Here is a 24,606-nt window from a genome sequence, read left to right as displayed (position 1 = left end):
TTCAGAGATTTTTCACAACTTTGCTGCTACCTTCGAAACAAAATATATTTTGTTTCTCGGTAATATTCAGAATCACACTTTTTAGACAGCTTCTTTTTATATAATGTAACAATAAGGAAATCCTTTAATTCAACTTATACAACACATCTTGACTCTCCAATTCACTAAGTAATTCTTGAGACACCTTCACCTTTTGTCTTCTACTAGGCATTTGTACTTTTATTTTTTCTTTAGTATCATAAACCACAAAATTAAGCATCTGGTTTCCTGGATGCATTTGTAATAATTCTTTTAGACGCAAGATAGTTTCCTCTTTCAAGTCGTTAATATTAAGTTGAATAGATAATTTTTTAGCATAATTCTCCATCACGTCATGCAACAATTGAAAATTATTAAACTGCAGTCTTGGATCGCTCTTCTTGCCTGTATCTTTATTAACCCAGCCTTCGCGTACAAACGATTTTACAAACACGAAGTTATTCTTCATTAAAAAGTGTCTAAACTTTAAATATTCTTCACCAAAAATCCTAAACTCAAAACTATCGGTATAATCTTCTATAACAAATAACGCCCATCCTTTTCCTTGTTTACTTACACGGTGTTGCACATCGGTTACGACACCACCAAAAACAATTTCTCTATTTACATAAGGTTCTAAATTATTGAACATGGCAATGTTCCCATTACAAAAAGTTTTCATTTCCGTTTTAAAATCATCCAATGGATGACCAGAGATATAAACCCCTACAACTTCGCGTTCTTGAGCTAATTTCTCCATAGTCCCCCATTCTTCACATGGTGGCACTTCTGGTTCTGCTATTTGCACATCACTTGCAGCACCAAATAAACTTACTTGTGCTGAGTTCTCGTTTTCTTGATGTTTACTTCCATATTTAACTGCTTTTTCTAAAAAGGTAATACCATCACCCTCTTTATGAAAATATTGTGCCCTGTGGGTGTCACTAAAACAATCAAAACCTCCAGCTAATGCTAAATTTTCAAAAGCTTTTTTATTCGCAGCTCTTAAATCGATTCGTTTCGCTAAATCAAAAATAGATTTATATGCCCCATCTTCTTTTCTATTGTCTACAATAGTCATAACCGCTCCATGACCAACTCCTTTTATAGCTCCCATACCAAAACGCACGGCATAGTCTTTATTTACAGAAAACTTATAAAACGATTCGTTCACATCTGGTCCCAGTACATCTAATTTCATACGCTTACATTCATCCATAAAGAAGGTAACCTGTTTGATATCGTTCATATTATTAGAGAGTACTGCAGCCATATATTCTGCTGGGTAATGTGCTTTTAAATAAGCTGTTTGATAAGCTATCCATGCGTAACAGGTTGAATGCGACTTATTAAAGGCATAACTCGCAAAGGCTTCCCAGTCTTTCCAAACCTTCTCAAGCACTTTCGCGTCATGTCCATTAGCACTTGCCTGCTCCACAAACTTTGGCTTCATTTTATCAAGTACCGCAATCTGCTTTTTTCCCATTGCTTTACGCAATACATCCGCCTCACCTTTTGTAAACCCAGCTAATTTTTGAGACAATAACATCACTTGCTCTTGATAGACCGTAATACCATACGTTTCCTTCAAGTATTCTTCCATCGCTGGCAAATCGTACTCGATATCCTCATCACCATGCTTTCTACGAACAAAACTTGGAATATATTCCATGGGTCCTGGACGATACAGGGCATTCATCGCAATTAAATCTTCAAAAACAGTTGGTTTTAAATCTCTAAGGTGCTTTTGCATTCCAGGAGATTCATACTGGAATACACCAACTGTTTCACCACGTTGAAATAAAGCATATGTTTCTTTATCATCTAAAGGAAAAGTCTCTGGATCTAATAAAATATCATGTTTTGCTTTTACAATCTTAACAGTATCTTTTATTAAAGTTAAAGTCTTTAATCCTAAGAAATCCATTTTTAATAAGCCCGCATCCTCAACAACCGAGTTATCAAACTGCGTTACATATAAATCGGAATCTTTAGCTACAGATACAGGAACAAACTTAGTAATATCGTCTGGCGTTATTATAACGCCACAGGCATGGATTCCTGTGTTTCTAACCGAACCTTCCAAGGCTCTTGCTGTATTAACGGTCTCTGCTTCTAAATCTGACCCTTCAGAAATATTTATAAGTTGATTAACTTTTTCTAAATCTTCAGCACGAAACTTTTTACTTAATTCCTTTTCATTTAACCCAAAAATCTTTCCGAGCTTAGACATTGTTGGAATAAGTTTCGCAATCTTATCTGCATCAAATAATGGCAAATCTAATACACGTGCTGTATCTCGAATGGAAGATTTAGCAGCCATGGTACCATAGGTGATAATTTGTGCTACTTGATTGCTTCCATATTTATCAATAACATAATCCATGACCCGACTTCTTCCTTCGTCATCAAAATCAATATCAATATCGGGCATACTAATACGATCTGGATTTAAAAAACGCTCAAAAAGCAAATCGTATTTAAGAGGGTCTATATTGGTAATCCATAAACAATATGCTGCTACCGAACCAGCCGCAGAACCACGCCCTGGACCTACCGACACATCCATATTTCGAGCTTCGCGAATAAAATCTTCAACAATTAAAAAGTACCCTGGATACCCTGTGTTTTCAATAACACTTAACTCAAAATCGAGACGTTCTATTACTTCTTCTGATAAATCTTCACCATAACGTTTTTTGGCGCCTTCATAAGTTAAATGACGTAAATAGGCGTTTTCACCACGCTTACCACCATCTACCTTATCTTCTTCATGCATAAATCGATCTGGAATATCGAACGCAGGTAATAAAACCTCACGCGCCAACTCGTAAGCTTCCACCTTATCAACAACCTCCTGAATATTAATAATCGCTTCAGGAACATCCTTAAACGAGGCTTTCATCTCGTCTGACGACTTAAAATAATAATTCTGATTTGGCAGTCCGTAACGATATCCTCGTCCGCGACCTATCGGTGTTGCTTGTTTTTCACCTTCTTTTACACACAGTAAAATATCATGTGCATTCGCATCATCTTTTTTACAATAATAGGTATTATTTGAAGCTACTAATTTTATATCGTGCTTTCTGGAAAATTCAATTAACACAGGATTTACACGATCTTCATCCTCTTGATCGTGGCGCATTAATTCAATGTATAGATCATCTTTAAATTGTTCTTTCCACCAAAGCAGTGCTTCTTCTGCCTGGTTTTCGCCAATATTTAGTACTTTACTTGGAACTTCTCCATATAGATTTCCCGTAAGTACAATAAGATCTTCTTTATATTCTTTTATTAATTCTTTATCAATTCTTGGTAGATAGTAGAATCCATTAACAAAAGCATGCGATGATAATTTCGCTAAATTATGATAGCCATTTTTATTTTTAGCCAATAGTACTATCTGATAACCATTGTCCTTTCTACTCTTATCCTTATGGTTTTCACAAACAAAAAACTCACAACCTATAATAGCCTTAATAGGTTTGGCTGTTGGTGTTTCTCCTTTTTCTGTAGCTTCTTCGTTTTTTTTCTTAGCAGATTTATTATGATTGTTTACTGCGTTCACAAAGTGAAAAGCACCCATCATATTTGCATGATCGGTTAAAGCAACCGCAGGCATGTTATGCTCGGCAGCAGAGCTTACCAGATCAACCACACTAATGGTAGATTGTAATACTGAGAACTGTGAGTGATTATGAAGATGCACAAAATCGACATCCGCTAAAGCTGATACGTTTTTCTCAATATCTGTTGAGGAAATCGCTTCTTCCTTAAGACTTTTAAGACGTTCAAGAATTTTAGCACTTTCTTGTTTAAGATTAACGTGCTTTAGTTTTATAAGCTCAATTTCTTTTGGATTGGCTTCGTTAAAATTCTCAAAATAATCAGGTGCTACATCTAGCTGTTCTTTTGTATATTCTCCTAAACGAACCAACTCAAAAAAGCAACGCGTAGTTGCTTCTACATCGGCTGTTGCATTATGAGCTTCTGCAAAAGGTTTTTTAAATAAATACTCGTGTAACTCGGTAAGTGTTGGCAGTTTAAATTTACCATAACGTCCTCCTGGAATCTGGCATAAACTTGCCGTATGTTCTGTACAAGTATCTAAAACAGGTAATTCTTGTAACGGGTTTTCAACATCACCACGAACAAATTCGGCACCCATAATATTTAAATCGAACTTTACATTTTGTCCAACAACAAATTTGGTTTTACCCAAAGCCTCATTAAATTTTTCTAAAACCTCAGCTAAAGGAATACCTTGTTCTTGTGCCAATTCGGTAGAAATACCATGAATTTTCTCCGCATCGTAAGGAATATTAAACCCTTCTGGTTTTACTAAATAATCTTGATGCTCGATACAGTTTCCCATAGCATCATGCAATTGCCATGCAATTTGAATACATCTAGGCCAATTATCAGTATCTGTAATGGGTGCATCCCAACGTTTTGGCAATCCAGTTGTTTCTGTATCGAAAATTAAATACATTTTTTATATTTAGATGTTTGGTGTTAAGCCGTTTATAATTATTAAACGAAGTCCATAAAAATACAGAATATTATAACTTATTGAAGTGAAAGTTATGAACAGTTTTAAACAAAAGCAATCTTTTATAGTTCAATAAATTATTCTACTTTAGAGGCTAAAATATTTTATAATGAAGTTTAAGTCATACCTACTCTGGATTCCTATATGCTTATTGAGTTGCACAAATCCAAATACAACTTTATATGTAGGCACCTATACCGATGGTGCTAGTGAAGGTATTTATCGGCTTCAATTTAATACTAAGACTGGTGAGTTAAGTGATAAAATGCTAGCAGTAGCCACACAAAACCCATCATTCATTTCATTTTCTCCAAATAAAAAATACATATATGCTGCTGGAGAAGGTAGCACATCTGCTGTCTCTTCCTTTAAAGTTGAATCGGATGGAAAACTAAAATTTATAAATACCGTTAGTAGCAATGGCAAAGGGCCATGTCATGTATCAGTGAATGCCATTGGAGACAAAGCTGTTGTATCAAATTACACTGGAGGGAATATCTCCATTTACTCTATAAATAAAGATGGTAGTTTAAATGAAGCTTCACAAGTTTTTGATCATAATACAGGCGAAAAAAACGCCCATGCACATTCCGCTCAATTTTATAAAGATCAATTATATGTGGCCGATCTGGGTATGAACGCCGTTTACCAATATCAATTAAAAAACAATGCTTATAATCTAGTTTCTAATGCTATTGTAAAAACCACTGGGAACCCAGGCCCAAGACATTTCTCATTAAGTAATGATGGGAAATTTATTTATATTATTAATGAATATGGAAATTCCATTACATCTGTTAAAAAAACGGCTAATGGTTTTATAGAAATCGATTCCGACGCTACTTTAAAAGAAAATTATAATGGTAAAAGTTATTGTGCAGATATTCACTTATCTAAAGATGAACGTTTTCTGTATGGATCGAACAGAGGTGAAAATACCATCGCTGTTTTTAAAAGAGATCCATCTAATGGTACTATTGAAAAAATACAAAATATAAGTGTTCATGGTGATTGGCCTAGAAATTTCACCTTAGATCCTACAGGTAAATTTGTACTAGTGGCAAATAAAAAAAGTAATAATATTTCGGTATTTAAAATTGATCCAGAAAATGGAAAACTTACATTTCTGCATGCTATAGATCTACCCACTCCTGTTTGCTTATTATTTTAGGATACCTTAAGTTATTTCTAAATAAAATAATGCATTAATAATTAAAAAAATATAGTATCTTTGCGCCCTCATTAATAACCGAGGTCGAGAACCTCAAATAATTAATTATTATGCCAGTAAAGATTAGATTACAAAGACACGGTAAAAAAGGAAAACCTTACTACTGGATCGTAGCAGCAGATGCTCGTTCAAAAAGAGATGGTAAATACCTAGAAAAATTAGGTGCTTACAATCCAAACACAAACCCAGCTACCATAGAATTAAACATTGATGGTGCTGTACAATGGTTACAGAACGGTGCACAACCAACTGACACAGCTAAAGCTATTTTATCTTATAAAGGAGCTTTACTAAAAAATCACCTTGCAGGTGGTGTTAGAAAAGGTGCTTTAACTGAAGAGCAAGCAGAAGCTAAGTTTAATGCTTGGGCTGAAGAAAAAGCTAGTAAAGTTGGTGCTAAAACTGATGATTTAGCTAAAGCTGAGGCTGAAGCTAAAGCAAAAGCGTTAGAAGCTGAAAAAGCTGCTAATGAAGCACGTATTGCTGCAGCTGCTCCTGTTGTTGAAGAGGAAGCTGCTCCAGAAGAGGCTCCTGCTGCTGAAACAGAAGCTTCAAACGAAGAAGAATAAAAAAAGATTTTTTTATACTTTTAAACTCCGATATTTTTATCGGAGTTTTTTATTTAATCAAACTTTTACAAGTTTGATTAAATAATTCCCGCAAAAGCGGGAATCTCATAAAATTTGTGATAAACTTTAAAAGATTCTCGTCTACACGGGAATGACAAAAAAAATCATTTGTCATGCAAAAAGAAGATTGTTTTTACTTAGGTAAAATTGTAAAGAAATACAGTTTTAAAGGTGAAGTTTTAGCTAAACTTGACACAGACCAACCTGAAATTTATGAGAATTTAGATGCCATTTTTTTAAATTTAAGGAATAATCTTGTGCCTTTTTTTATTGAACATTCACAGCTCCATAAATCAGAATTATTACGTATTAAGTTTGAAGATGTTGATGAAGAAGCAGATGCAGATGCGATAATGAAATGTGACCTATATTTACCCCTCGACTTACTTCCAAAACTTGAAGGCAACAAGTTCTATTTTCACGAGGTTATTGGCTTTAGCATTGAGGATGTAAATTACGGAAAAGTAGGCCTCTTGAAATCTATTAACGATTCTACAGCACAATCACTTTTTGAAATAGACAATAATGGTATTGAGATTTTAATCCCGATGAACGATGAGTTTATAGTAAAAGTAGATAGAGAGAATAAAACTATTTTGGTTGAAACACCAGAAGGGCTAATCGACTTATATTTGTAAATAGTTGATATTTAAAAAATTAATAAATATCGATCATTTCTTTTTTTATTAAACGTAATCCATATTGAATTTTATCCTGTTGTTTTACCAATAATCTGCAAAGGGATAAAGACAAATTAATTTCTCTAAGTAATTCGTTATATTTTTCTATACATAATAGTTCAATTCTATAAATAGAATTGAGCAAATCACCAGTATTCTCTAGTTTTAATAAATTATTAAAGTCTCTCATATAAAGATGATATCGTCTTTTTGACATTATTGGATCTTCAACATCTGTATCGAACTCTTCAATTTCATTTTGCAACATTTTACCAAAACTATATCGCTCTAAGCTTTTTTCTTTTAAAAAGGCTTTTATATTTGTGTTAGAAACTTTTTCGCATGCTTTTGTATAGACTTTTTCGATGACTTCATTCATTAAAAAAACATCTTTCAATTTTACTAAAATTTTATTTTCTTTTTTCATTTTCTTTAATTAAGCCACTATTTTTATATACGTTAATTATAGAACAAACGGCTACATTTAGTATTAATTTTAATATACTTTTATAATTTCTACTTTATTACACCTTTTTATTTTATACTATTGCCTTAAATTTAAAAAATAACTTCATGTCTAAAAAACCTTTTGTTTTTAAACAATTTTCCGTAAACCAAGAACAATGCGCCATGAAAATTGGTACAGACAGCGTGTTACTTGGCGCTTGGGCTTCAATTAAAAACAACCCGTTTTCAATATTAGATATTGGTGCAGGTACAGGCGTTCTATCGCTTATGTTAGCACAACGAAGCCATGCAGAAGTTATTGATGCGCTCGAAATTGATGATAGTGCCTACGAACAATGTGTTGACAATTTTGAACAATCGCCTTGGGGAGATAGGTTATTTTGTTACCATGCTGCACTTGAAGAATTTGTTGATGAGATTGAAGATAAATACGATCTCATTATTTCCAACCCTCCTTTTTTTTCTCCCTCTCTGGCTTCGCCATCTCTCCCAGAAGAAGAGGAATTAATGTCTAACGCGCGAAAAACAGCACGATTTTACGACGCCATGCCTTTTAATCATCTAATTGAAAGCGTGTCAAAATTATTATCAGAAGACGGTATCTTTTCAGTAATTATCCCATTTAAAGAGGAAGAAAAGTTTATCGATTTGGCTTCAAAATCCAAACTTACTCCAAATAGCATACTACATATAAAAGGCACTCCAACTTCTGAGGTTAAAAGAAGCTTAATTGAATTTTCTTTTGCCAACAAACAAAAAAGCGTTATAAAAATGAATGATTTAGTTATTGAAACCTCAAGACATCAATACACCAAAAATTATATAAATCTTACTAAAGATTTTTACTTAAAAATGTGATCGAATCGACATGAATTAATTAAATTTGGGCACTTAAAATGCTAAATTGATAAAAAAACAGCATTTTTATTAATTATTTTATTTTAAAACACAATTAAATTTAGACCTTATGCGACCAGACTTATTTGAAGCTCCTGATTATTATAATCTAGATGAGCTACTCACAGATGAACATAAATTAGTGCGTGATGCCGCCCGTGAATGGGTAAAACGTGAGGTCTCTCCAATTATTGAGGACTACGCGCAAAAAGCAGAATTCCCAATGCAAATTATTAATGGATTAGCAGAAATTGGCGCATTTGGACCATACATCCCTATGGAATATGGCGGTGCTGGTTTAGACCAAATTTCTTATGGCTTAATCATGCAAGAAATAGAACGTGGGGATTCTGGAGTTAGAAGCACAGCTTCAGTGCAATCTTCATTGGTTATGTATCCTATTTGGAAATATGGTAACGAAGAGCAGCGTCAAAAATATTTACCAAAATTAGCAAGTGGTGAATGGATTGGTTGTTTCGGTTTAACAGAACCCGATCATGGAAGCAACCCAGGAGGCATGGTTACAAACTTTAAAGATATGGGTGATCATTATCTTTTAAACGGTGCCAAAATGTGGATTAGTAACGCACCTTTTGCCCAAGTTGCAGTTGTTTGGGCAAAAGATGAAACTGGACGTATTCATGGTTTAATTGTTGAGCGTGGTATGGAAGGTTTTACAACCCCAGAAACTCATAATAAATGGTCGCTTCGTGCCTCGGCAACAGGTGAGCTTATTTTTGACAATGTAAAAGTACCAAAGGAAAATCTACTCCCTAATAAATCTGGCTTAGGTGCACCACTTGGCTGTTTAGATTCTGCGCGTTATGGTATTGCCTGGGGAGCTATTGGAGCAGCCATGGATTGTTACGACACCGCTTTACGTTATAGTAAAGAACGCATACAATTTGGAAAACCTATTGGTCAATTTCAATTACAACAAAAAAAATTAGCAGAAATGATTACCGAAATCACCAAAGCACAGCTATTAACCTGGAGGCTTGGTGTTTTACGTAATGATGGTAAAGCCACATCGGCACAAATATCTATGGCCAAACGCAACAATGTAGACATGGCCATTAATATTGCCAGAGAAGCCAGACAAATGCTTGGTGGTATGGGAATTACAGGAGAGTACAGCATTATGCGCCATTCTATGAACCTTGAAAGTGTGATTACTTACGAAGGCACACACGATATCCATTTACTTATTACAGGTATGGATGTTACTGGTTTAAATGCTTTTAAATAAACCTCCATATAATTGATCGTGGTATATTAAAAATAAACTCGAATTTCGGGTTGTTTCAAACAAAAAAATCCTTTTAGATGCTTCTAAAAGGATTTTTTTTTGACACAATTTAAACGTTCTTGATTGCAGCAAAAAATAGCTAAATTTTATAATTAACTGATATTTGGCAGGTTTTTTTAATAATTGGCATAGTAACTTTGCTTTATAAAATAAACCCTTTAGAATAGCAAAGCATTAAAAGTTTAAAATATTATGCAAGAATCAAGAAAAGATATTATTCAATTTATCAACTTACAATTAGCGGCTTTAGGACAACCAACTTATAAAGATAAAGAAGATAGTACAGAAAAATTTTGCAACCCAAAATTTGAAAAGTTAACGAGTGGCCTAATAAAAAGTTTACAAGAAAAATCAAGGCTTTTAGCAAGTCATCACTCACCTGTCGATTCAAGAATTCAAAATTTTTTAAATGACTATTTAAAAGACGTTTCCATAAACAAATCCTATATATTACCAAATAACACATTGGTTTTATCAAAAAAAGGACAAGCCAGAGAAGTAAGTTTACCTCCAAACGGAAATTCTTTTAAAAGCGATCTTATTACTTCCAATAGAGTAAAACAAGGTATTTTAAACAATCCCTTGCATGATAAAAGAACAACAAAAGGGACCTTTCATATTGTGGAAGGAAATCTACCTGTCCCTTTAGATAAAAAAGAAGTTCCAAAAATTGTTTTAGCGCACTTTTTAAATGCGGCTTTCAATCCTTCTGATGAATTAAAAACATTACCATTTACATCCAATCAAAAAGACAAAGCAAAAACAATGGTATCTATGTTATTAAGACCCACTGTTTGTCCTGAAGTAAAAGGAATCATTTCTAAAAAATCTTTAGAAGTTCGCTTTTTTGCACCAGGTAGCTTAGTTAGTAATTTAGACTTTGTTGAATCTATTTTTGGAAATGCAGGCAATCCAAATTTAGCGCAAAATGACGCGGCATTAGATATTGAACATTGGACAGGTCATACAGGATGTATCATTTTAGCACCTCAATTAAAAACCTTAAAGAAAAAAGAGCTTGGGTTACCTAATATCGATGCTGCTACAGATCGCCAAAAAAGAGATGGCATGTGTTGGGAAAACGAAAATGAATTATATAACGACGGCAGTGCTTTTAAAATTACCTGTAGAGATGATAGAGGCATCGTAGTAACTCTTATTGCTGATAATTATTACGGCTACTCAAAAAAAGAAATTAAAACGCAAATAAGTTACTCTGCTAATTTATTTGGCTTGGTTGAAGAAGAACATGCTGGCGGAGCAATCGCTTTTGCAAGAAGGGTTATGGGCGACACACTAGATGGGAAGGACTACTCCGAATACCATAATTATCGTCATAATTTTGAAGAAGTAAAAGAGCTATTAGGAGACAGCATAGACGTAAAACCAGAAAACTATGCCATAGATAAAAAATATCCTAATATAATCTACATTCCTGAATTTGCGTATGTAAACATCAATACAAATAATATTACATGGACACATAATAACAAAGAGCAAAAGTTACTATTGTCTCCTCATAAAACCTACGTCCATCCTACTGGAAATAAATTTAGGTTAGAAAAGCATAAATCGATTAATTTATGGCGTATTGTTGATACGTTTGCAGAGGGTATTTTCTGCCATAAACCTTGTACTGTATCTGGTGGTGGCAAATCTGAGATTTCTAAATCTATGCAAAATGCCATTACCTATAGTACTTTTAATATTCAAAATATAGATGAAGATTTTAAAAAAGCTGACGAAATTATAGAATTCAATTATTCTACGAGATGGAAAATAAAAGACCCTAACAGACCAAAATCAAGACCCTTTTTAAGTGAAGAAAGAACCTTAAGTTCTGCAGTAAAATTGCTAATTCCTTCTGAAGAAAACTCAGATGAATTCAACGTCTTTTTAAAAAGTATTCCAGTACACATCCGTTCTTTAGTCCTGTTTGTAAAGCGATTATACAGACAAGCTCACGGCGTCTTAAACTGGAAAGATTACATGTCTGTGGAAATTATCAATGGAGAAAATGGCACAGGGCTTTTACATAATAATACACCCGTAGTTGGTAGTTATGTACGCATCGGTTTTAATCAAAAGGGAAACTGGATGCTTAATAAGTTAAGATCTGATTTTTCACCAAGTGAAAAAATTCAAACGGAAGATGATATTACGGCATCAATCACATTGCCAAGACATCAGTTTAAAAACTTGAATCCAGAATTTGATAATAAAAGTGTAAAAGTACTTACTAATTGCGAAGCACATTTATTTCAAAGACCAGACGAGGCTGTTGTGAGAGGTTACGATAAGAATGCCGAATTAGACATCGTTTCTAATGGTCGCTTTTTAACAAATTACGAACTGCTAAAGAAAAAGGATGCTATCGAAATTTACGAAGACACCATTAATTTTGATAAATACACGCAACCCGTTAAAGATTTTATAACAAGTATAGTAAACAGTACTAATGAAGAAGAATTATTTGTATTGCCTTCACACACTAGGATTATAAGTGATGGTCCAACAAAAAACCCTCGTTATTTAGAACCAAATCTATTTGTTAATGAAACTGAAGCAACTTATTTGGCAGATATAGGCGTGCGCTTAATTAGAAAAATAAAATTAGGAGAACCTGTAATTCATGTAGTAAATGCCGTTTTACCTGGTAGAAGAAATAATCCTGTAGATAAAGTAGCAGGTATTCGCCCTTTAGCAGTGTATAATCCTATTCACTATCAGGAAACACCAGAATTATTTATGGATTTTATTTGTAGTTTAACAGGTAAATCGCCATCAACAACAGGAGCAGGATCGGAAGGTGCTTTAACAAAAGCGCCATTCAATATGTTAACTCCAACAACCGATTTAAATAACGCTTTGTTATCACATATTTTAACAGAATCAAATGGTTTTAGTACAGCAGCTGGTTATGTTGGTGCAGAAAATAAAATAGATCATGATGTAAGTTTACTTATTCCAGAAATTTGGGCACGATTAGAGCCAGAAGATAGAGATCCTAAAAAGCTAATAACTAACGGATCTTTAGAAAAAATTGAAGATTTTAATCATAATGGTGAAACTATTTTAGCAAGCCGTTTAGGTTATAGAATTACTAAAACGTTCTCATTAAGATGTTTAAATCGTTTGTTTGATGAACCAACTGCCGTTTTTAATGAGCGTATGCTGAAACCAGAATTACAAGGTTTGGAAGATTATGTTGATGGAATAAAAAACATTGTCGAAGCGCAACAAAAAGTGGCGCTAAGCTATTTTGAAGATGGAAGCATAAAAGCAGCGATACCTCCACTTAAAATTCTATTACATATTATGGCTTATGGGTCTTATGAGGGCAAAAGTATCAGTGATCCCGAATTGCGGAAATTCTTTGATAGGGATTATATATTAAACAGTGATTGGTATAAAGAACGATTATTATTAAAACAACAAAAAGATATTCGTTTTTATGATTCTCAAATAATGTATTTGGAAGCGTTTATATCTAACCCTAATAATGATAGTTTAGTTACAGAAATGAATATTAAAGATCGTTTGGAGTCAGCAAAAGCGTCATATAATAAAGTTAAATCCGATTCATATATAAACAGTTTAATTGGTACTATTGGAGCAGATCCTTTGTACAGAAAATAGACTAATTTAAAAAGGAGCTGTCTAGAAAGTGATGAACTTTGTCGTCCTATGTTTGCAAAAGGTTAGTGTCATTCAGAGACCTGTGTTAAAAATTTTAACTAGCGTATGAAATGACGTAATTGGGGTATCATCCTATGTTTGCAAAAGGTTAGTGTCATTCAGAAGGAGGTACGACTGAAGAATCTTATTCAATTAAAAATCAAAACATTAATGTTTTTTTTTAGAGATTCTTCATTGGATTCAGAATGACACTTTTTAAACAGACTCCTAAAAAGTCTATAAATTGTCTTTTTTAGCACAGCTGAAAAAACATCAATACAGTAATATTAAAATATTAAGAGAAATTACACGCAAGTTTTAGCACAATTTAGCATCTAATCATATATTTGCTAAAAACTTAGTCATTGCATAAACTAACAGCGTTGTTTTTTGTTTTATTATATACGGTTGCTATGTTACGACCTATTCAACCTTATGTTGAGTATCTACTGAATCAAGATTATATTGCTGAGTTTTTGTGTATTAACAAAGACAAACCAGAACTTCAATGTCATGGTAAATGTTATTTAGTAAAAGAAATTGAAAAACAACAGGAAAACGATTCTAATTCATTACGTGTCTCTCTGGAAAATTACCCTATCGGATTCGTAGAAATCCTCCAAATAAAAACATTTCAAACGTTTAAATTAGCTTCAAAAAAAACAAGATTTCCTTATCAAAAACTATATTATTTCGATTATAATTATAGTGCCTTCCAACCTCCAGATTTGATATAATACTTCCTTTTATTTTAAATTTCTTCAGAAGAATTTCTGCAAGAACTCAAGCTATTTATACAATTTATAACTTATTATGAAAAATATATTAATAGCAATGCTATGCATTGCAACTACAATAACTTTTGCACAAGAAGAGCATCCTAAATCTGATTCAAATTTATGGTCTTCTGGTAGACCTGATGGGCATGCACCCATTTCTGTTATGGGAGATCATGTGCACCATAAAGGCGAATTTATGGTTTCATACCGTTTCATGACTATGGATATGAGGCAACTTAGAGAAGGGACTGATGATGTTACCAACGCAGATGCTTTTATTAATTATACGGTAGCTCCACAAGATATGATAATGAATATGCACATGCTAGGCTTAATGTATGCACCATCTGATAAAATAACGTTGATGGTTATGGCTAACTATTTAGAAAATGATATGAACTTACAAATGGGTAATGGTAATGAATTTTCAACAAATACAAATGGTCTGGGTGATGTTTCTGTAAATGCCTTATACGGTATTTTTAATAAAAATAAAAAAGCGCTGCATGCTCAAATAGGCGTTTCTATTCCAACAGGTAGTATTGAAGAAAAGAGCGTACTTCCTACGTCAATGGACAATGCCGTACAACTTCCTTACCCTATGCAAACAGGAACTGGATCATTTGGCGCCAAACTAGGATTAACTTATTTAGCACAGTGCGATAAATTTTCCTGGGGACATCAACTAACTGGAATGGTAAACATTAACGATAACGACCAAGACTATAAATTCGGTAATCGTTATAATTTCAATAACTGGGTTGCTGTAAAGGCAAGTGGTAATTTGAGCGCTTCTATAAGATTAGAAGGTGTCCTTGTTGATAAAATTGATGGTGCCAGCGATTTACTAAACCCCATGATGGTAACTACTGCGGATACTGTAAACTCTGGCGGAACTTATATAAATTCCGGTTTTGGCCTTAACTACTTAGTTGTTAACGGTGGTTTAAAAGGCTTACGTTTTGCGGCAGAATATACCACTCCACTTTATCAAGATTTAAACGGTATTCAACTAAAACAGAACTATAATTTAACTTTTGGATTGCAATACGCATTCCATTAATTCCTTTTTTTGCTCCATAACCTAGAAAAGCGTTTCAGATTGAAACGCTTTTTGTTTACATTTACTTCATGTTTTCATCCAAAAAGAGATTAGACAAGGCTTATAAAAATGCTAAAGTTATCAACTTTGATGATGATAGTAAGTTCATTCTATTTAGTGATTGTCATCGCGGTGATAATAGTTTTGCTGATGATTTTGCTAAAAATAGAAATATCTACTTTCATGCTTTAAAGCATTATTATGCAGAAGGTTTTCAATATTGTGAAATTGGTGATGGTGACGAGCTTTGGGAAAACCTGTCCTTTAATTCTATATTGAACGCTCATAAAAATGTGTTTATGCTTATGAAACAGTTTCATAAAGCGGATAAATTACATATGATATGGGGAAACCACGATATGGTTTACAGAAATCCTGATTATGTAAAGAAGCATTTATCTACTTATTTTGATGCAAAAACGGGTAAACATGTTGAGCTGTTTAAAGGTATTACATACCATGAAGGCATTGTTTTAAAACATAGTTTAACAGAACAGGAAGTGTTTTTAACACACGGTCATCAAGCCGATTGGTGGAATTTTTTATTTTGGAAATGGAGTCGGTTTATGGTACGTATTCTTTGGAAACCATTAAATGTTATGGGAATTGCAGACCCAACAAGTCCTGCAAAAAACTACAAAGAACTTATAAAAGTAGAGCGCCGAACTAAAAAATGGATTAGTGAGAACAACAATTTATTAACCATTGTTGGTCATACACACAGGCCTCGTTTTCCAAAAACTGGGGATATTGCTTTTTTTAATGATGGGAGCTGTGTACACCCACGAAGTATTACGGGTATTGAAATAGAGCATGGTAAAATATCACTCATAAAATGGCATATTGCTACCAAAGAAGATGGCACGCTTCAAATTGTAAAAACCATACTTGAAGGCCCTAGAAAGTTGATTGATTATGTGACTAGTTGAAAATACGGTTTTGAGATGCAAAACACCTGTTATCTCGAAATAATTAAAGGCTAATATGTACATATAACCTGTTGACAAGCATTTAAACATAAATGAAAACATATAAGTTAGAAAAGTGGATTTGGTCACATAATGACTTCGAAGAAATGGGTTGGCACGATTGTCCAATTTACGCTCTTAAGTTTGACGATAAGGTAAGTTTAGATTTAGATTATATTTTTAAATGGAACGAACCAGAAGTTGAAGGAATGCCATATACATTTTGGATATCACCAGCAACTTTAATTTTTGAAAATGTAACTTTATTTAAAATAAACTTTATAATGGATTTCGTGAATGGACTAGAGATTTATGAAATTTCTAAATCTACTCTTGACCACTCAATCGAATGGATAATAGAAACTCAGCAAGGTACCATAACAATACACTCTGACTCATTTCAACAAATAATCAGAAGAAAACCAACATATCAATTCAATCAATACATTCCAGAAGAAGAACGTGGAAAAGAACATTTTTCTAATATTCCAGAAAAAGACTATTCAGAATCAAAAGTATTGGTTCAAAAAAGAGAAGCCGAATTTAAACAGTATGTATTAGCCGTTAAAAGGTCTTACTTGAAAAAGAAAATGAAAAACCTAAATCCCGAAAGTATCGATACGAAAGAATTTTTACTAACGAAAAGAAATCTGAATGAAAAAATTGAACAACTGAATAAAGAACTGAATGGGACTCATTTCGAAAAACATTAAAAAACGGTTGAACAATGCTCTAGTAATGACATTTAAACAGATTATAACGAAAAACTAACCTGCTTAGGTAATACTTTAGACAATACAGCATAAACACAATAACATCTGAATTTCCGATTAGAAAACTCATGCCTTTTTATTAAATTAGTTGCGTCAGTAAAAAAGAATAGAATGGAACAAAATCATTTTCCCAACATAAGAACCGAACGACTATTGTTACGAAGATTGAAACAATCTGATTGGGAAATAATTTCTTATTTGCGTTCAGACAAAGAAGTAAATAAGTTTGTAAAAAGACCAAGTGCAGAATCAAAAGAAAAAGCACTGGGATTTATTTCAAAAATCAATCGCGGCATTGAAAATCAGACTCTTTACTATTGGGTCATAACAGAAAAAAATAGTGACCAAATGATTGGCAGTATCTGTCTATGGAATTTTTCAGAAGACAAAAAAATAGCAGAGGTTGGATACGACTTAAGTCCAAAATCCCAAGGAAAAGGAATAATGAACGAGTCTTTGAAAAATGTGTTAGATTTAGGTTTTAAAGAACTGCATTTGAATTTTATAGAAGCCTACACTCATAGAGAAAATGAAAGTTCCAAAAAATTATTAGAGAAAAACGGATTTGCCCTTATTGAGGGCAAAAAAGATGAACATAATCAGGATAATATAATTTACGCAATCGAAAAAGCATACTAACAATATGCAACAACACGTTGAAACGTATTTTATACGTAACGTTTAACTCAACTTTAAAAACAGCATCTCAAACTAAAAAAACATGTTTAGCAAGAATCGGGTTTTATGATTTTCAAAAGCAAGATACTTTTGTAACACAAAGCCTAAAAAAATGAGTGAACAAGACCACATTAACTATAATCGGATTGCAGAAGCCATAGATTATATTAAAGTAAATTTTAAAGAACAACCTTCTTTAAATGACATTGCCGAAAGCGTACATTTAAGCCCATATCACTTCCAACGTCTTTTTACAGATTGGGCAGGCGTGAGTCCTAAAAAGTTTATGCAATATATAAGTATTGAATATGCAAAACAGTTACTAAAAGACAAGCAGGCCACATTATTTGACACGGCTCACCAAACAGGGCTATCAGGTACAAGTCGTTTGCACGATTTGTTTATCAATATAGAAGGAATGACCCCTGGCGAATTTAAAAATGGTGGCGAGAACCTTTCTATAAGTTACAGTTTTGCAGAAAGTCCGTTTGGAAATATCATCGTAGCATCCACTCAAAAAGGAATTTGTCATATAGAATTTTTCGATAACAAGGATCATGCATTAAAAAAACTAAAAGACAGGTTTCCAAATGCCAATTACAATCAAGTTGTTGATACAACGCAACAAAATGCTTTATTTATATTCCAGCATGATTGGAGTAAACTCAATCAAATAAAATTACATTTAAATGGAACCCCTTTTCAGCTAAAAGTATGGGAAACTCTTTTAAAAATACCAATGGGCAACCTATCGACTTATGGCTCAATTGCAAAAAAAATTGATAAACCTAAAGCATCAAGAGCCATTGGAACAGTTATCGGAAATAATCCTGTAGCCTTTCTAATTCCTTGTCACAGAGTTATTCAATCCACAGGAAATATTGGTGGTTATATGTGGGGAAACACGCGAAAAACAGCAATAATAGGCTGGGAAGCTTCAAAAATCAATGGGTAAATGGAAGATTTAATTACAAGAATTGAAGCCATTGATTGGAATGAAATCGCTACGAATATGCATGAAAAAGGATATGCCATTCTGCCAAAATTAATTTTTGAAAAACAATGCAAAGAGTTAATCAATTTGTATGATGAGCCTATTGGATATCGAAAAACCGTTGTGATGGAACGTTATCGGTTTGGTTTAGGCGAATATAAATATTTTGATTATCCGTTACCAAAAACAATTCAAACATTACGGGAGCAGATATATCCAAAATTAGCACCAGTAGCCAATTTGTGGATGAAAGTTTTAAAAATCGACAAACAATTTCCAAATACATTTAATGAATTACAGGAATTATGTCACAAGAATAATCAACTAAAACCGACCCCTTTAATCTTGAAATATAGCAAAGGCGGGTTCAATACCTTACATCAGGACTTATATGGAGATGTGTATTTCCCAATTCAGACCGTATTGTTTTTAAACGAACCTGATGTTGATTTTGAAGGTGGGGAATTCGTGCTCACACAACAAACACCAAGAGCACAGTCTAAAGCCATTGTACTAAAGCCTAAAAAAGGAGATATGCTTATTTTTACAACCAATTTTAGACCTGTAAAAGGAAAGAGAGGATACTATAGAGTAAATATAAAACACGGGGTAAGTGAGTTATATCATGGTGAAAGACATACTTTGGGCATTATTTTTCACGATGCAATAAGTTAATTTTGATAAAACATAATGACATTTCGGATACCGATTTGAGAGCCAAAATCAAAACGGAGCAGATTCTTTTTGGAGGCAATAAAAATTTAAAGATTTACGGCAGATTGAATTGTAAGTCGGGCATGCGAATGAAACGGGAAAATCGTGTGTTTTTTTCAACCGAAAAAGAAGCATTAAAAAACAATTTCCGTCCTTGTGGGCATTGTATGAGAGTTGAATATAAAAAATGGAAATATGGTATTGTTTGATATAGAAATTGACGCTACAAAAAATCTACTTCCAAAAAACGGAGTAGTAAATTATCATGGTAAACTGTTAAATCAAAACGAGGCAAACCAATATTTAGAATCCTTATTAAATAATATTGCGTGGCGAAATGACGAGGCTATAATCTTTGGCAAGAAGATAATTACTAAACGAAAAGTGGCTTGGTATGGCGAAAAACCTTTTGAATACACCTATTCGAAAACCACAAAACTGGCGTTACCATGGACTAAAGAATTATTGGAATTAAAAACGAAAGTAGAACAGAAAACAGGAGAAACATTTAATTCTTGCTTACTAAATCTTTATCACAATGGCAATGAAGGCATGGCTTGGCATAGCGATGGCGAAAAAGACTTAAAAAAGAATGGAGCTATTGCTTCTTTAAGTTTTGGAGCAGAACGGAAATTTGCTTTTAAGCATAAAGAAACTAAAGAAAAAGTAACATTGGTTTTAGAACACGGCAGTTTACTAGTGATGAAAGGAACCACTCAAACAAATTGGTTACACCGATTACCCCCAACAAAATTAATACATTCACCCAGAATAAATTTGACATTTAGAACGATTGAAGAGCATACAATCCACTAGAACATTCACGAATTTTTCAAATAAACCACAAGTTCGTTTTGGTAAACTGAAAGTCTACTTCGTGATATCCCCAAACAAAAAAATAAACATGGTAAAACTGAATTCGTGTGAATTCGTATCAAAAGTTTTTAGAAGCTAAAAGCAAAACACGCTAAAGCATATCCTTATTAACTGCAATTGAGACCAATAAAGATAGTCAGGTAAAATAATGATGAGATTCCTGCTTTCGCAGGAATTAGTTAGCTTTCTGGTGCCAACTCAACCTCAAGACCTTCCATCTCTGGCGTCATTTGTATTTGACAACCTAAACGACTATTCTTTTTTACATCAAAAGCTTCAGATAGCATGGCTTCTTCATCGTCGCCCATTTCTGGTAACTCAGTTTCACTTAACACATAACATTGACATGATGCACACATGGCCATCCCACCACAAACACCTATAGTTCCTTCGGGAGCTAATTCATAAGATTTCACAACCTCCATAAGGTTCATGGCCATGTCTGTTGGAGCAAGTATACTATGCTGTGTACCTTCTCTATCCGTTATCTTAATATTAATATCAACCATTATTAATCTAATTTTTTATACTTTTTTTTAATCTTAAAAAGAATTGCAAAAATATAACTAAATTTTAGAATGGCATATTTTAATTCCTATAAATTTTATAGACTTAATAGGATTAACAGGTAAACTCGTTAAAATAAACGAAAAAACCGTTCAAAACAGCTTGCATTTGGATGATTTAAATATACTTTGTCTTGAAAATTGTATTGATTCTTAAACTATCGATTTACAATAACAGCGTTATTTTTTTCCGTTATTCCAATATTGAGGATGTGTTTTCTCCGTTTTTTGATTCCAATAATCTTGGGTAACTTTATGACCATCAAAAGTTTTTAACTTACGTTCGAATATCCAAATGGTAGGATTAAAAATCATACTAGTAACTGCAACTGTGTATAATTGGGGTTCTTCTTCAGTTATAACCTCAAGACCATTATGCTCTAAGAGCTTTTTAAGAAAATCTCTCCTGTTTTAATGCGCCTTTTTTCCATGCATACAACAATCCCAATCCTAAAATGAAAAGGAATATGACTATTTCAATTAAAGCTACAAACCCGACATCCTTAAAAACGACTGCCCACAGAATTAAAAATGCGACTTCAACATCAAAAATCAAGAATAATTATCTAAACTACCATCTTCCAATGGGTTTGATTCATATTGGGCTTTTTCTAAATTCTTTTTTGTAAAGGCATCCGTATCCACAATAATTGTATGTCCTGGCTTTACAGCATGCAAATTTGTTTTTAATCCTGCAGGATTCATGGCCACTAGTAAAAATTCTATAAATACATCTGTTTCTTTTAGAAACAGATGTATTTAATTCTTATAGACGAATTAGAAAATTAAAATTATTTAAAATGGAAACTAAAGCTAAAAAAATATTTGAGGATGCTGTTGAGAAATTAAATGAAGCCAATAAGGAATTATTTAGACCTGAAGAAGATATTGTAACTTACTCTGTTTGTAAAAATGCTCAACATGCCATCGAGAATTTTTTAAAAGGATATCTTTTAAAAAATAATATAGATCCAAGTAATTTAAAAACTATTGATAATCTTTATAAAGAATGTGTAAAAATTAATAAAAATTCTGAAAAGGTTAATTTAGAGGACTTGCAATGTAAATCATCTAATATGGGTTCTATGTATTGCAATAAGGTTTCTGAAGTTAGAAATTGCTTTGAAATAGCTAATAATTTAGACACATTTTTTAGACGAGAAAAAATTATTTAAACTATTATCTCAAATATCTAAACTTGAATATTTATCACCTCTTGTATTTGTGGTACATACTTCTTAATAGTCATTTCCACACCAGATTTCAAAGTCATTTGGTTAACACTACAACCTACACAAGCGCCTTGCAACTGAACTTTTACTAAGGTATCGTTTTTTTCAATAGATAGCAATGAAATATCGCCACCATCACTTTGAAGAAATGGACGAATTTCTTCTAAAGCCTTCTCTACATTTAATTTAACTTCCTCTGTACTCATACGTTATTTTTTAACAGCTGAACATCCAGCCATGGTTGTAATTTTTATTGCTTCAGTAGGAGGCAAATCATCATTTCGTCTTACGACTTCTTCAACGATATTTTGCGTTAGCTTCTCAAAAGCCTGTTCTAATGGTGTTGCTGTTTGCAATGCTGCTGGACGACCAACATCACCAGCTTCTCTTATACTTTGCACTAATGGCAATGCTCCTAAAAAACGCACTTTCAAATCTTCTGCTAAATTTTTAGCACCTTCTTTTCCAAAGATAAAATACTTATTATCAGGCAATTCTTCAGGTGTAAAGTATGCCATATTTTCAACAATTCCTAACACAGGCACATTTATGCTCTCTTGTTGGAACATCGCAACGCCTTTTTTAGCATCAGCTAGAGCCACATTTTGCGGTGTACTAACAATAACAGCTCCCGTAATTGGAAGTGATTGCATGATACTTAAATGAATATCACCCGTTCCTGGAGGTAAATCAATTAACATAAAGTCTAAAGCTCCCCAATGCGCATCAAAAATCATTTGATTTAACGCTTTAGCAGCCATAGGGCCTCTCCAAACAACAGCTTGATTAGGTTGCGTAAAAAAGCCAATAGATAATACTTTAACACCGTAATTCTCTACAGGTTTCATTTTAGACTTTCCTTCAATATTTACTGCTAAAGGACGGTTAGCCTCTACATCAAACATAATAGGAATAGATGGTCCATAAATATCGGCATCTAAAACACCAACTTTAAAACCCATTTTCGCTAGTGTTACCGCTAAATTCGCTGTCACTGTAGATTTACCAACACCGCCTTTACCAGATGCTACTGCTACTATATTTTTAATTCCAGGTATTGGGTTTCCCTTAATTACATTTGCTTTTGGTGTTGCTGGAGCATTCACTTTTACATTTACCGTAATTTTAGCTTTTTCGTAAACCTGCTCATGAATCGTTTTTAAAATATCTACCTCGGTACGCTTCTTTGCTTGCAAACTAGGGTTTGTAATAGTAATGTCTACAATAACCTCATCTCCAAAAGTGATCACATTAGTTACAGCACCGCTTTCAACCATATTTTTCCCTTCTCCTGGAACAGTAATAGATTCTAATGCTTTTAATATATCTTGCTTATTAAGTTTCATCCTTATTTTAGATTTAATCTAATATGCAAATATACTCTGAATTGTTTAGATTTTAAAGGCATTTAATTGAAATGATTTATATGGATATTCAGTTTTTTGATAGAGAAACCAATATGTAATTATTTGTAAATTTTTGATAAATTAGGAAATAATTACAATTCCTTTGATGGATCCCAATAGACACTTTCTAAATTCTGAATTTGGTTGTCTATGACCTCAATGCCTTCGCTTTCTAATAATTGCTGCATGAGATTCGTTCCATCAAAATGATGTTTCCCTGTTAGCAAGCCTTTTCTATTCACAACGCGATGTGCAGGGACATCTTTACTCCCAGAACCGTTCATGGCATAACCTACCATACGTGCACTTCTTGCTGCTCCTAAATAGTTAGCAATAGCCCCATAACTAGTCACCTTACCATAAGGAATCTGTTTGGCGACCTCGTAAACTTTATCAAAAAAATTCAAGGTTTCTGGTTTCATAATCTACAATTCCTTGATAATATTAATGAGTGTGATAATTGAGATAACACCTGTTATTCCCCCTATTACATAATTCATGCTTTTTTGAGATGTAAACGATTTTCCTTTTATTTTATCAAAAAAGAAAATATACATGTATAACATAACAAAGGTTCCCATAGCTGCTCCAGCCACATAAGATATAATACTAATTTGTTCAAAAGACATCCATCCAAAAGAGGCCAATGTAATGGTCATATAGGCTTGATAAGGAATAGGGAATACATTTATTGCAGAGAGAAACATACCCTGAAAAAACCGACTATGCTTACTACGTATTTGTGGTTGAATTTGTTGTTTGGGATTTGATTTTGCAATAAGCAAAAAATAGATCGTTATTAATATAAAAATAACGAACGCGACACGTTGTAGAATGTCTACAACTTCTAAATGTTTACTTAAATACCTTGCAAAAACAGAAGCAACATAGGTTTGAAGTAAAACAATAACGCAAACGCCTATAGAAAACACAATCCCTCTTGTGTGCCCTTCTTTTAAACTTATTTTAGCTGCTGTCATATTCAACAGTCCTGGAGGAATAACCCCTATTAAAGCTACAAATAATCCCAAAATAAAGATAAAAGTCATATTC

The 24,606-nt window shown here is 33.2% G+C and carries 26 protein-coding genes; 16 read left to right on the top strand and 10 right to left on the bottom strand.

The features are described 5' to 3' along the window. Positions 1-124: 124 nt before the first annotated feature. Positions 125-4,513: a DNA polymerase III subunit alpha gene (gene dnaE, locus Q4Q40_RS02065; protein ID WP_303300014.1), complete on the bottom strand. Its 4,389-nt coding sequence runs from the start codon at positions 4,511-4,513 to the stop codon at positions 125-127. 169 nt (positions 4,514-4,682) lie between these two features. Here dnaE and Q4Q40_RS02060 point away from each other — a divergent pair, with 169 nt between their 5' ends. The 3 genes from Q4Q40_RS02060 (at position 4,683) to rimM (ending at position 7,071) form a co-directional block, all read left to right on the top strand. Next, positions 4,683-5,744: a lactonase family protein gene (locus Q4Q40_RS02060; RefSeq protein WP_303300013.1), complete on the top strand. Its 1,062-nt coding sequence runs from the start codon at positions 4,683-4,685 to the stop codon at positions 5,742-5,744. Positions 5,745-5,854: 110 nt separating this feature from the next. After that, positions 5,855-6,373 (top strand): 30S ribosomal protein S16, encoded by a 519-nt coding sequence (locus tag Q4Q40_RS02055; protein WP_303300012.1) that lies wholly within the window; start codon positions 5,855-5,857, stop codon positions 6,371-6,373. A gap of 173 nt (positions 6,374-6,546) precedes the next feature. Next, positions 6,547-7,071 carry a ribosome maturation factor RimM gene (gene rimM / locus Q4Q40_RS02050; RefSeq protein ID WP_303300011.1) on the top strand — a complete coding sequence of 175 codons (525 nt, stop codon included), beginning with the start codon at positions 6,547-6,549 and terminating at the stop codon, positions 7,069-7,071. 19 nt (positions 7,072-7,090) lie between these two features. Here rimM and Q4Q40_RS02045 read toward each other — a convergent pair whose 3' ends face one another. After that, positions 7,091-7,540 (bottom strand): DUF2383 domain-containing protein, encoded by a 450-nt coding sequence (locus Q4Q40_RS02045; RefSeq protein ID WP_303300010.1) that lies wholly within the window; start codon positions 7,538-7,540, stop codon positions 7,091-7,093. A gap of 146 nt (positions 7,541-7,686) precedes the next feature. Between Q4Q40_RS02045 and Q4Q40_RS02040 the strand changes: the two genes are divergently transcribed. From Q4Q40_RS02040 to Q4Q40_RS01985, 12 genes are all read left to right on the top strand, one after another. Beyond that, positions 7,687-8,439, top strand: a complete 753-nt coding sequence (locus Q4Q40_RS02040) for a tRNA1(Val) (adenine(37)-N6)-methyltransferase (RefSeq protein WP_303300009.1) — start codon at positions 7,687-7,689, stop codon at positions 8,437-8,439. A 109-nt stretch (positions 8,440-8,548) separates the two neighbouring features. After that, positions 8,549-9,727 carry an acyl-CoA dehydrogenase family protein gene (locus Q4Q40_RS02035; RefSeq protein WP_303300008.1) on the top strand — a complete coding sequence of 393 codons (1,179 nt, stop codon included), beginning with the start codon at positions 8,549-8,551 and terminating at the stop codon, positions 9,725-9,727. A gap of 252 nt (positions 9,728-9,979) precedes the next feature. Next, positions 9,980-13,426, top strand: coding sequence for a PPi-type phosphoenolpyruvate carboxykinase family protein (locus Q4Q40_RS02030; protein WP_303300007.1), 3,447 nt, complete (start codon positions 9,980-9,982; stop codon positions 13,424-13,426). A gap of 404 nt (positions 13,427-13,830) precedes the next feature. Beyond that, positions 13,831-14,202, top strand: coding sequence for a hypothetical protein (locus Q4Q40_RS02025; protein WP_303300006.1), 372 nt, complete (start codon positions 13,831-13,833; stop codon positions 14,200-14,202). 76 nt (positions 14,203-14,278) lie between these two features. Further along, a complete protein-coding gene (locus tag Q4Q40_RS02020) occupies positions 14,279-15,307 on the top strand; it encodes a transporter (protein WP_303300005.1) in 1,029 nt (342 codons plus the stop codon). A 68-nt stretch (positions 15,308-15,375) separates the two neighbouring features. Then, positions 15,376-16,275, top strand: a complete 900-nt coding sequence (locus Q4Q40_RS02015; protein ID WP_303300004.1) for a metallophosphoesterase family protein — start codon at positions 15,376-15,378, stop codon at positions 16,273-16,275. 92 nt (positions 16,276-16,367) lie between these two features. Continuing rightward, a complete protein-coding gene (locus Q4Q40_RS02010) occupies positions 16,368-17,027 on the top strand; it encodes a hypothetical protein (protein WP_303300003.1) in 660 nt (219 codons plus the stop codon). A 171-nt stretch (positions 17,028-17,198) separates the two neighbouring features. Then, positions 17,199-17,726, top strand: coding sequence for a GNAT family N-acetyltransferase (locus Q4Q40_RS02005; protein WP_303300002.1), 528 nt, complete (start codon positions 17,199-17,201; stop codon positions 17,724-17,726). Between the two features lie 151 nt (positions 17,727-17,877). Then, positions 17,878-18,720, top strand: a complete 843-nt coding sequence (locus tag Q4Q40_RS02000) for a methylated-DNA--[protein]-cysteine S-methyltransferase (protein WP_303300001.1) — start codon at positions 17,878-17,880, stop codon at positions 18,718-18,720. Further along, positions 18,721-19,434: a 2OG-Fe(II) oxygenase gene (locus tag Q4Q40_RS01995; protein ID WP_303300000.1), complete on the top strand. Its 714-nt coding sequence runs from the start codon at positions 18,721-18,723 to the stop codon at positions 19,432-19,434. Between the two features lie 2 nt (positions 19,435-19,436). After that, complete coding sequence (locus Q4Q40_RS01990; RefSeq protein ID WP_303299999.1) at positions 19,437-19,682, top strand: Ada metal-binding domain-containing protein; 246 nt, start codon at positions 19,437-19,439, stop codon at positions 19,680-19,682. Further along, entirely contained in the window at positions 19,669-20,289 is a 621-nt protein-coding gene (locus Q4Q40_RS01985) for an alpha-ketoglutarate-dependent dioxygenase AlkB family protein (RefSeq protein ID WP_303299998.1), read from the top strand. The genes Q4Q40_RS01990 and Q4Q40_RS01985 overlap by 14 nt, the downstream gene beginning before the upstream one ends. 239 nt (positions 20,290-20,528) lie before the next feature. Here the strand turns inward: Q4Q40_RS01985 and Q4Q40_RS01980 are convergent, their stop codons facing one another. The 4 genes from Q4Q40_RS01980 to Q4Q40_RS01965 all read right to left on the bottom strand — a co-directional run bounded on the left by Q4Q40_RS01980 (position 20,529) and on the right by Q4Q40_RS01965 (position 21,620). Then, the gene (locus tag Q4Q40_RS01980; RefSeq protein WP_303299997.1) at positions 20,529-20,858 is read right to left on the bottom strand and encodes a 2Fe-2S iron-sulfur cluster-binding family protein; all 330 of its coding nucleotides are present in this window, start codon (positions 20,856-20,858) and stop codon (positions 20,529-20,531) included. A 237-nt stretch (positions 20,859-21,095) separates the two neighbouring features. Then, the gene (locus Q4Q40_RS01975; protein ID WP_303299996.1) at positions 21,096-21,230 is read right to left on the bottom strand and encodes a hypothetical protein; all 135 of its coding nucleotides are present in this window, start codon (positions 21,228-21,230) and stop codon (positions 21,096-21,098) included. 76 nt (positions 21,231-21,306) lie between these two features. Further along, positions 21,307-21,471 carry an NADH-quinone oxidoreductase subunit A gene (locus tag Q4Q40_RS01970; RefSeq protein ID WP_303299995.1) on the bottom strand — a complete coding sequence of 55 codons (165 nt, stop codon included), beginning with the start codon at positions 21,469-21,471 and terminating at the stop codon, positions 21,307-21,309. Next, entirely contained in the window at positions 21,468-21,620 is a 153-nt protein-coding gene (locus tag Q4Q40_RS01965; protein WP_303299994.1) for a 2-oxoacid:acceptor oxidoreductase family protein, read from the bottom strand. The genes Q4Q40_RS01970 and Q4Q40_RS01965 overlap by 4 nt, the downstream gene beginning before the upstream one ends. 95 nt (positions 21,621-21,715) lie before the next feature. Here Q4Q40_RS01965 and Q4Q40_RS01960 point away from each other — a divergent pair, with 95 nt between their 5' ends. Beyond that, positions 21,716-22,090: a HEPN domain-containing protein gene (locus Q4Q40_RS01960; RefSeq protein WP_303299993.1), complete on the top strand. Its 375-nt coding sequence runs from the start codon at positions 21,716-21,718 to the stop codon at positions 22,088-22,090. 17 nt (positions 22,091-22,107) lie between these two features. Here the strand turns inward: Q4Q40_RS01960 and Q4Q40_RS01955 are convergent, their stop codons facing one another. The 4 genes from Q4Q40_RS01955 to Q4Q40_RS01940 form a co-directional block, all read right to left on the bottom strand. Further along, on the bottom strand, positions 22,108-22,353 hold the full coding sequence (locus tag Q4Q40_RS01955) for a NifU family protein (protein WP_303299992.1): 246 nt from the start codon (positions 22,351-22,353) through the stop codon (positions 22,108-22,110). A gap of 3 nt (positions 22,354-22,356) precedes the next feature. Next, complete coding sequence (locus tag Q4Q40_RS01950; protein WP_303299991.1) at positions 22,357-23,493, bottom strand: Mrp/NBP35 family ATP-binding protein; 1,137 nt, start codon at positions 23,491-23,493, stop codon at positions 22,357-22,359. Between the two features lie 152 nt (positions 23,494-23,645). Further along, positions 23,646-23,975 (bottom strand): MGMT family protein, encoded by a 330-nt coding sequence (locus tag Q4Q40_RS01945; protein WP_303299990.1) that lies wholly within the window; start codon positions 23,973-23,975, stop codon positions 23,646-23,648. Positions 23,976-23,978: 3 nt separating this feature from the next. Beyond that, entirely contained in the window at positions 23,979-24,602 is a 624-nt protein-coding gene (locus Q4Q40_RS01940) for a lysine transporter LysE (RefSeq protein ID WP_303299989.1), read from the bottom strand. Between the last annotated feature and the right edge of the window lie 4 nt (positions 24,603-24,606).

Origin of the sequence: Flavivirga jejuensis, from assembly GCF_030540765.1 — a bacterium.
GTDB classification, from domain to species: domain Bacteria; phylum Bacteroidota; class Bacteroidia; order Flavobacteriales; family Flavobacteriaceae; genus Flavivirga; species Flavivirga jejuensis.
Note: the sequence above shows the minus strand (reverse complement) of the source record. Positions and strands in the feature narration are given on the sequence as shown.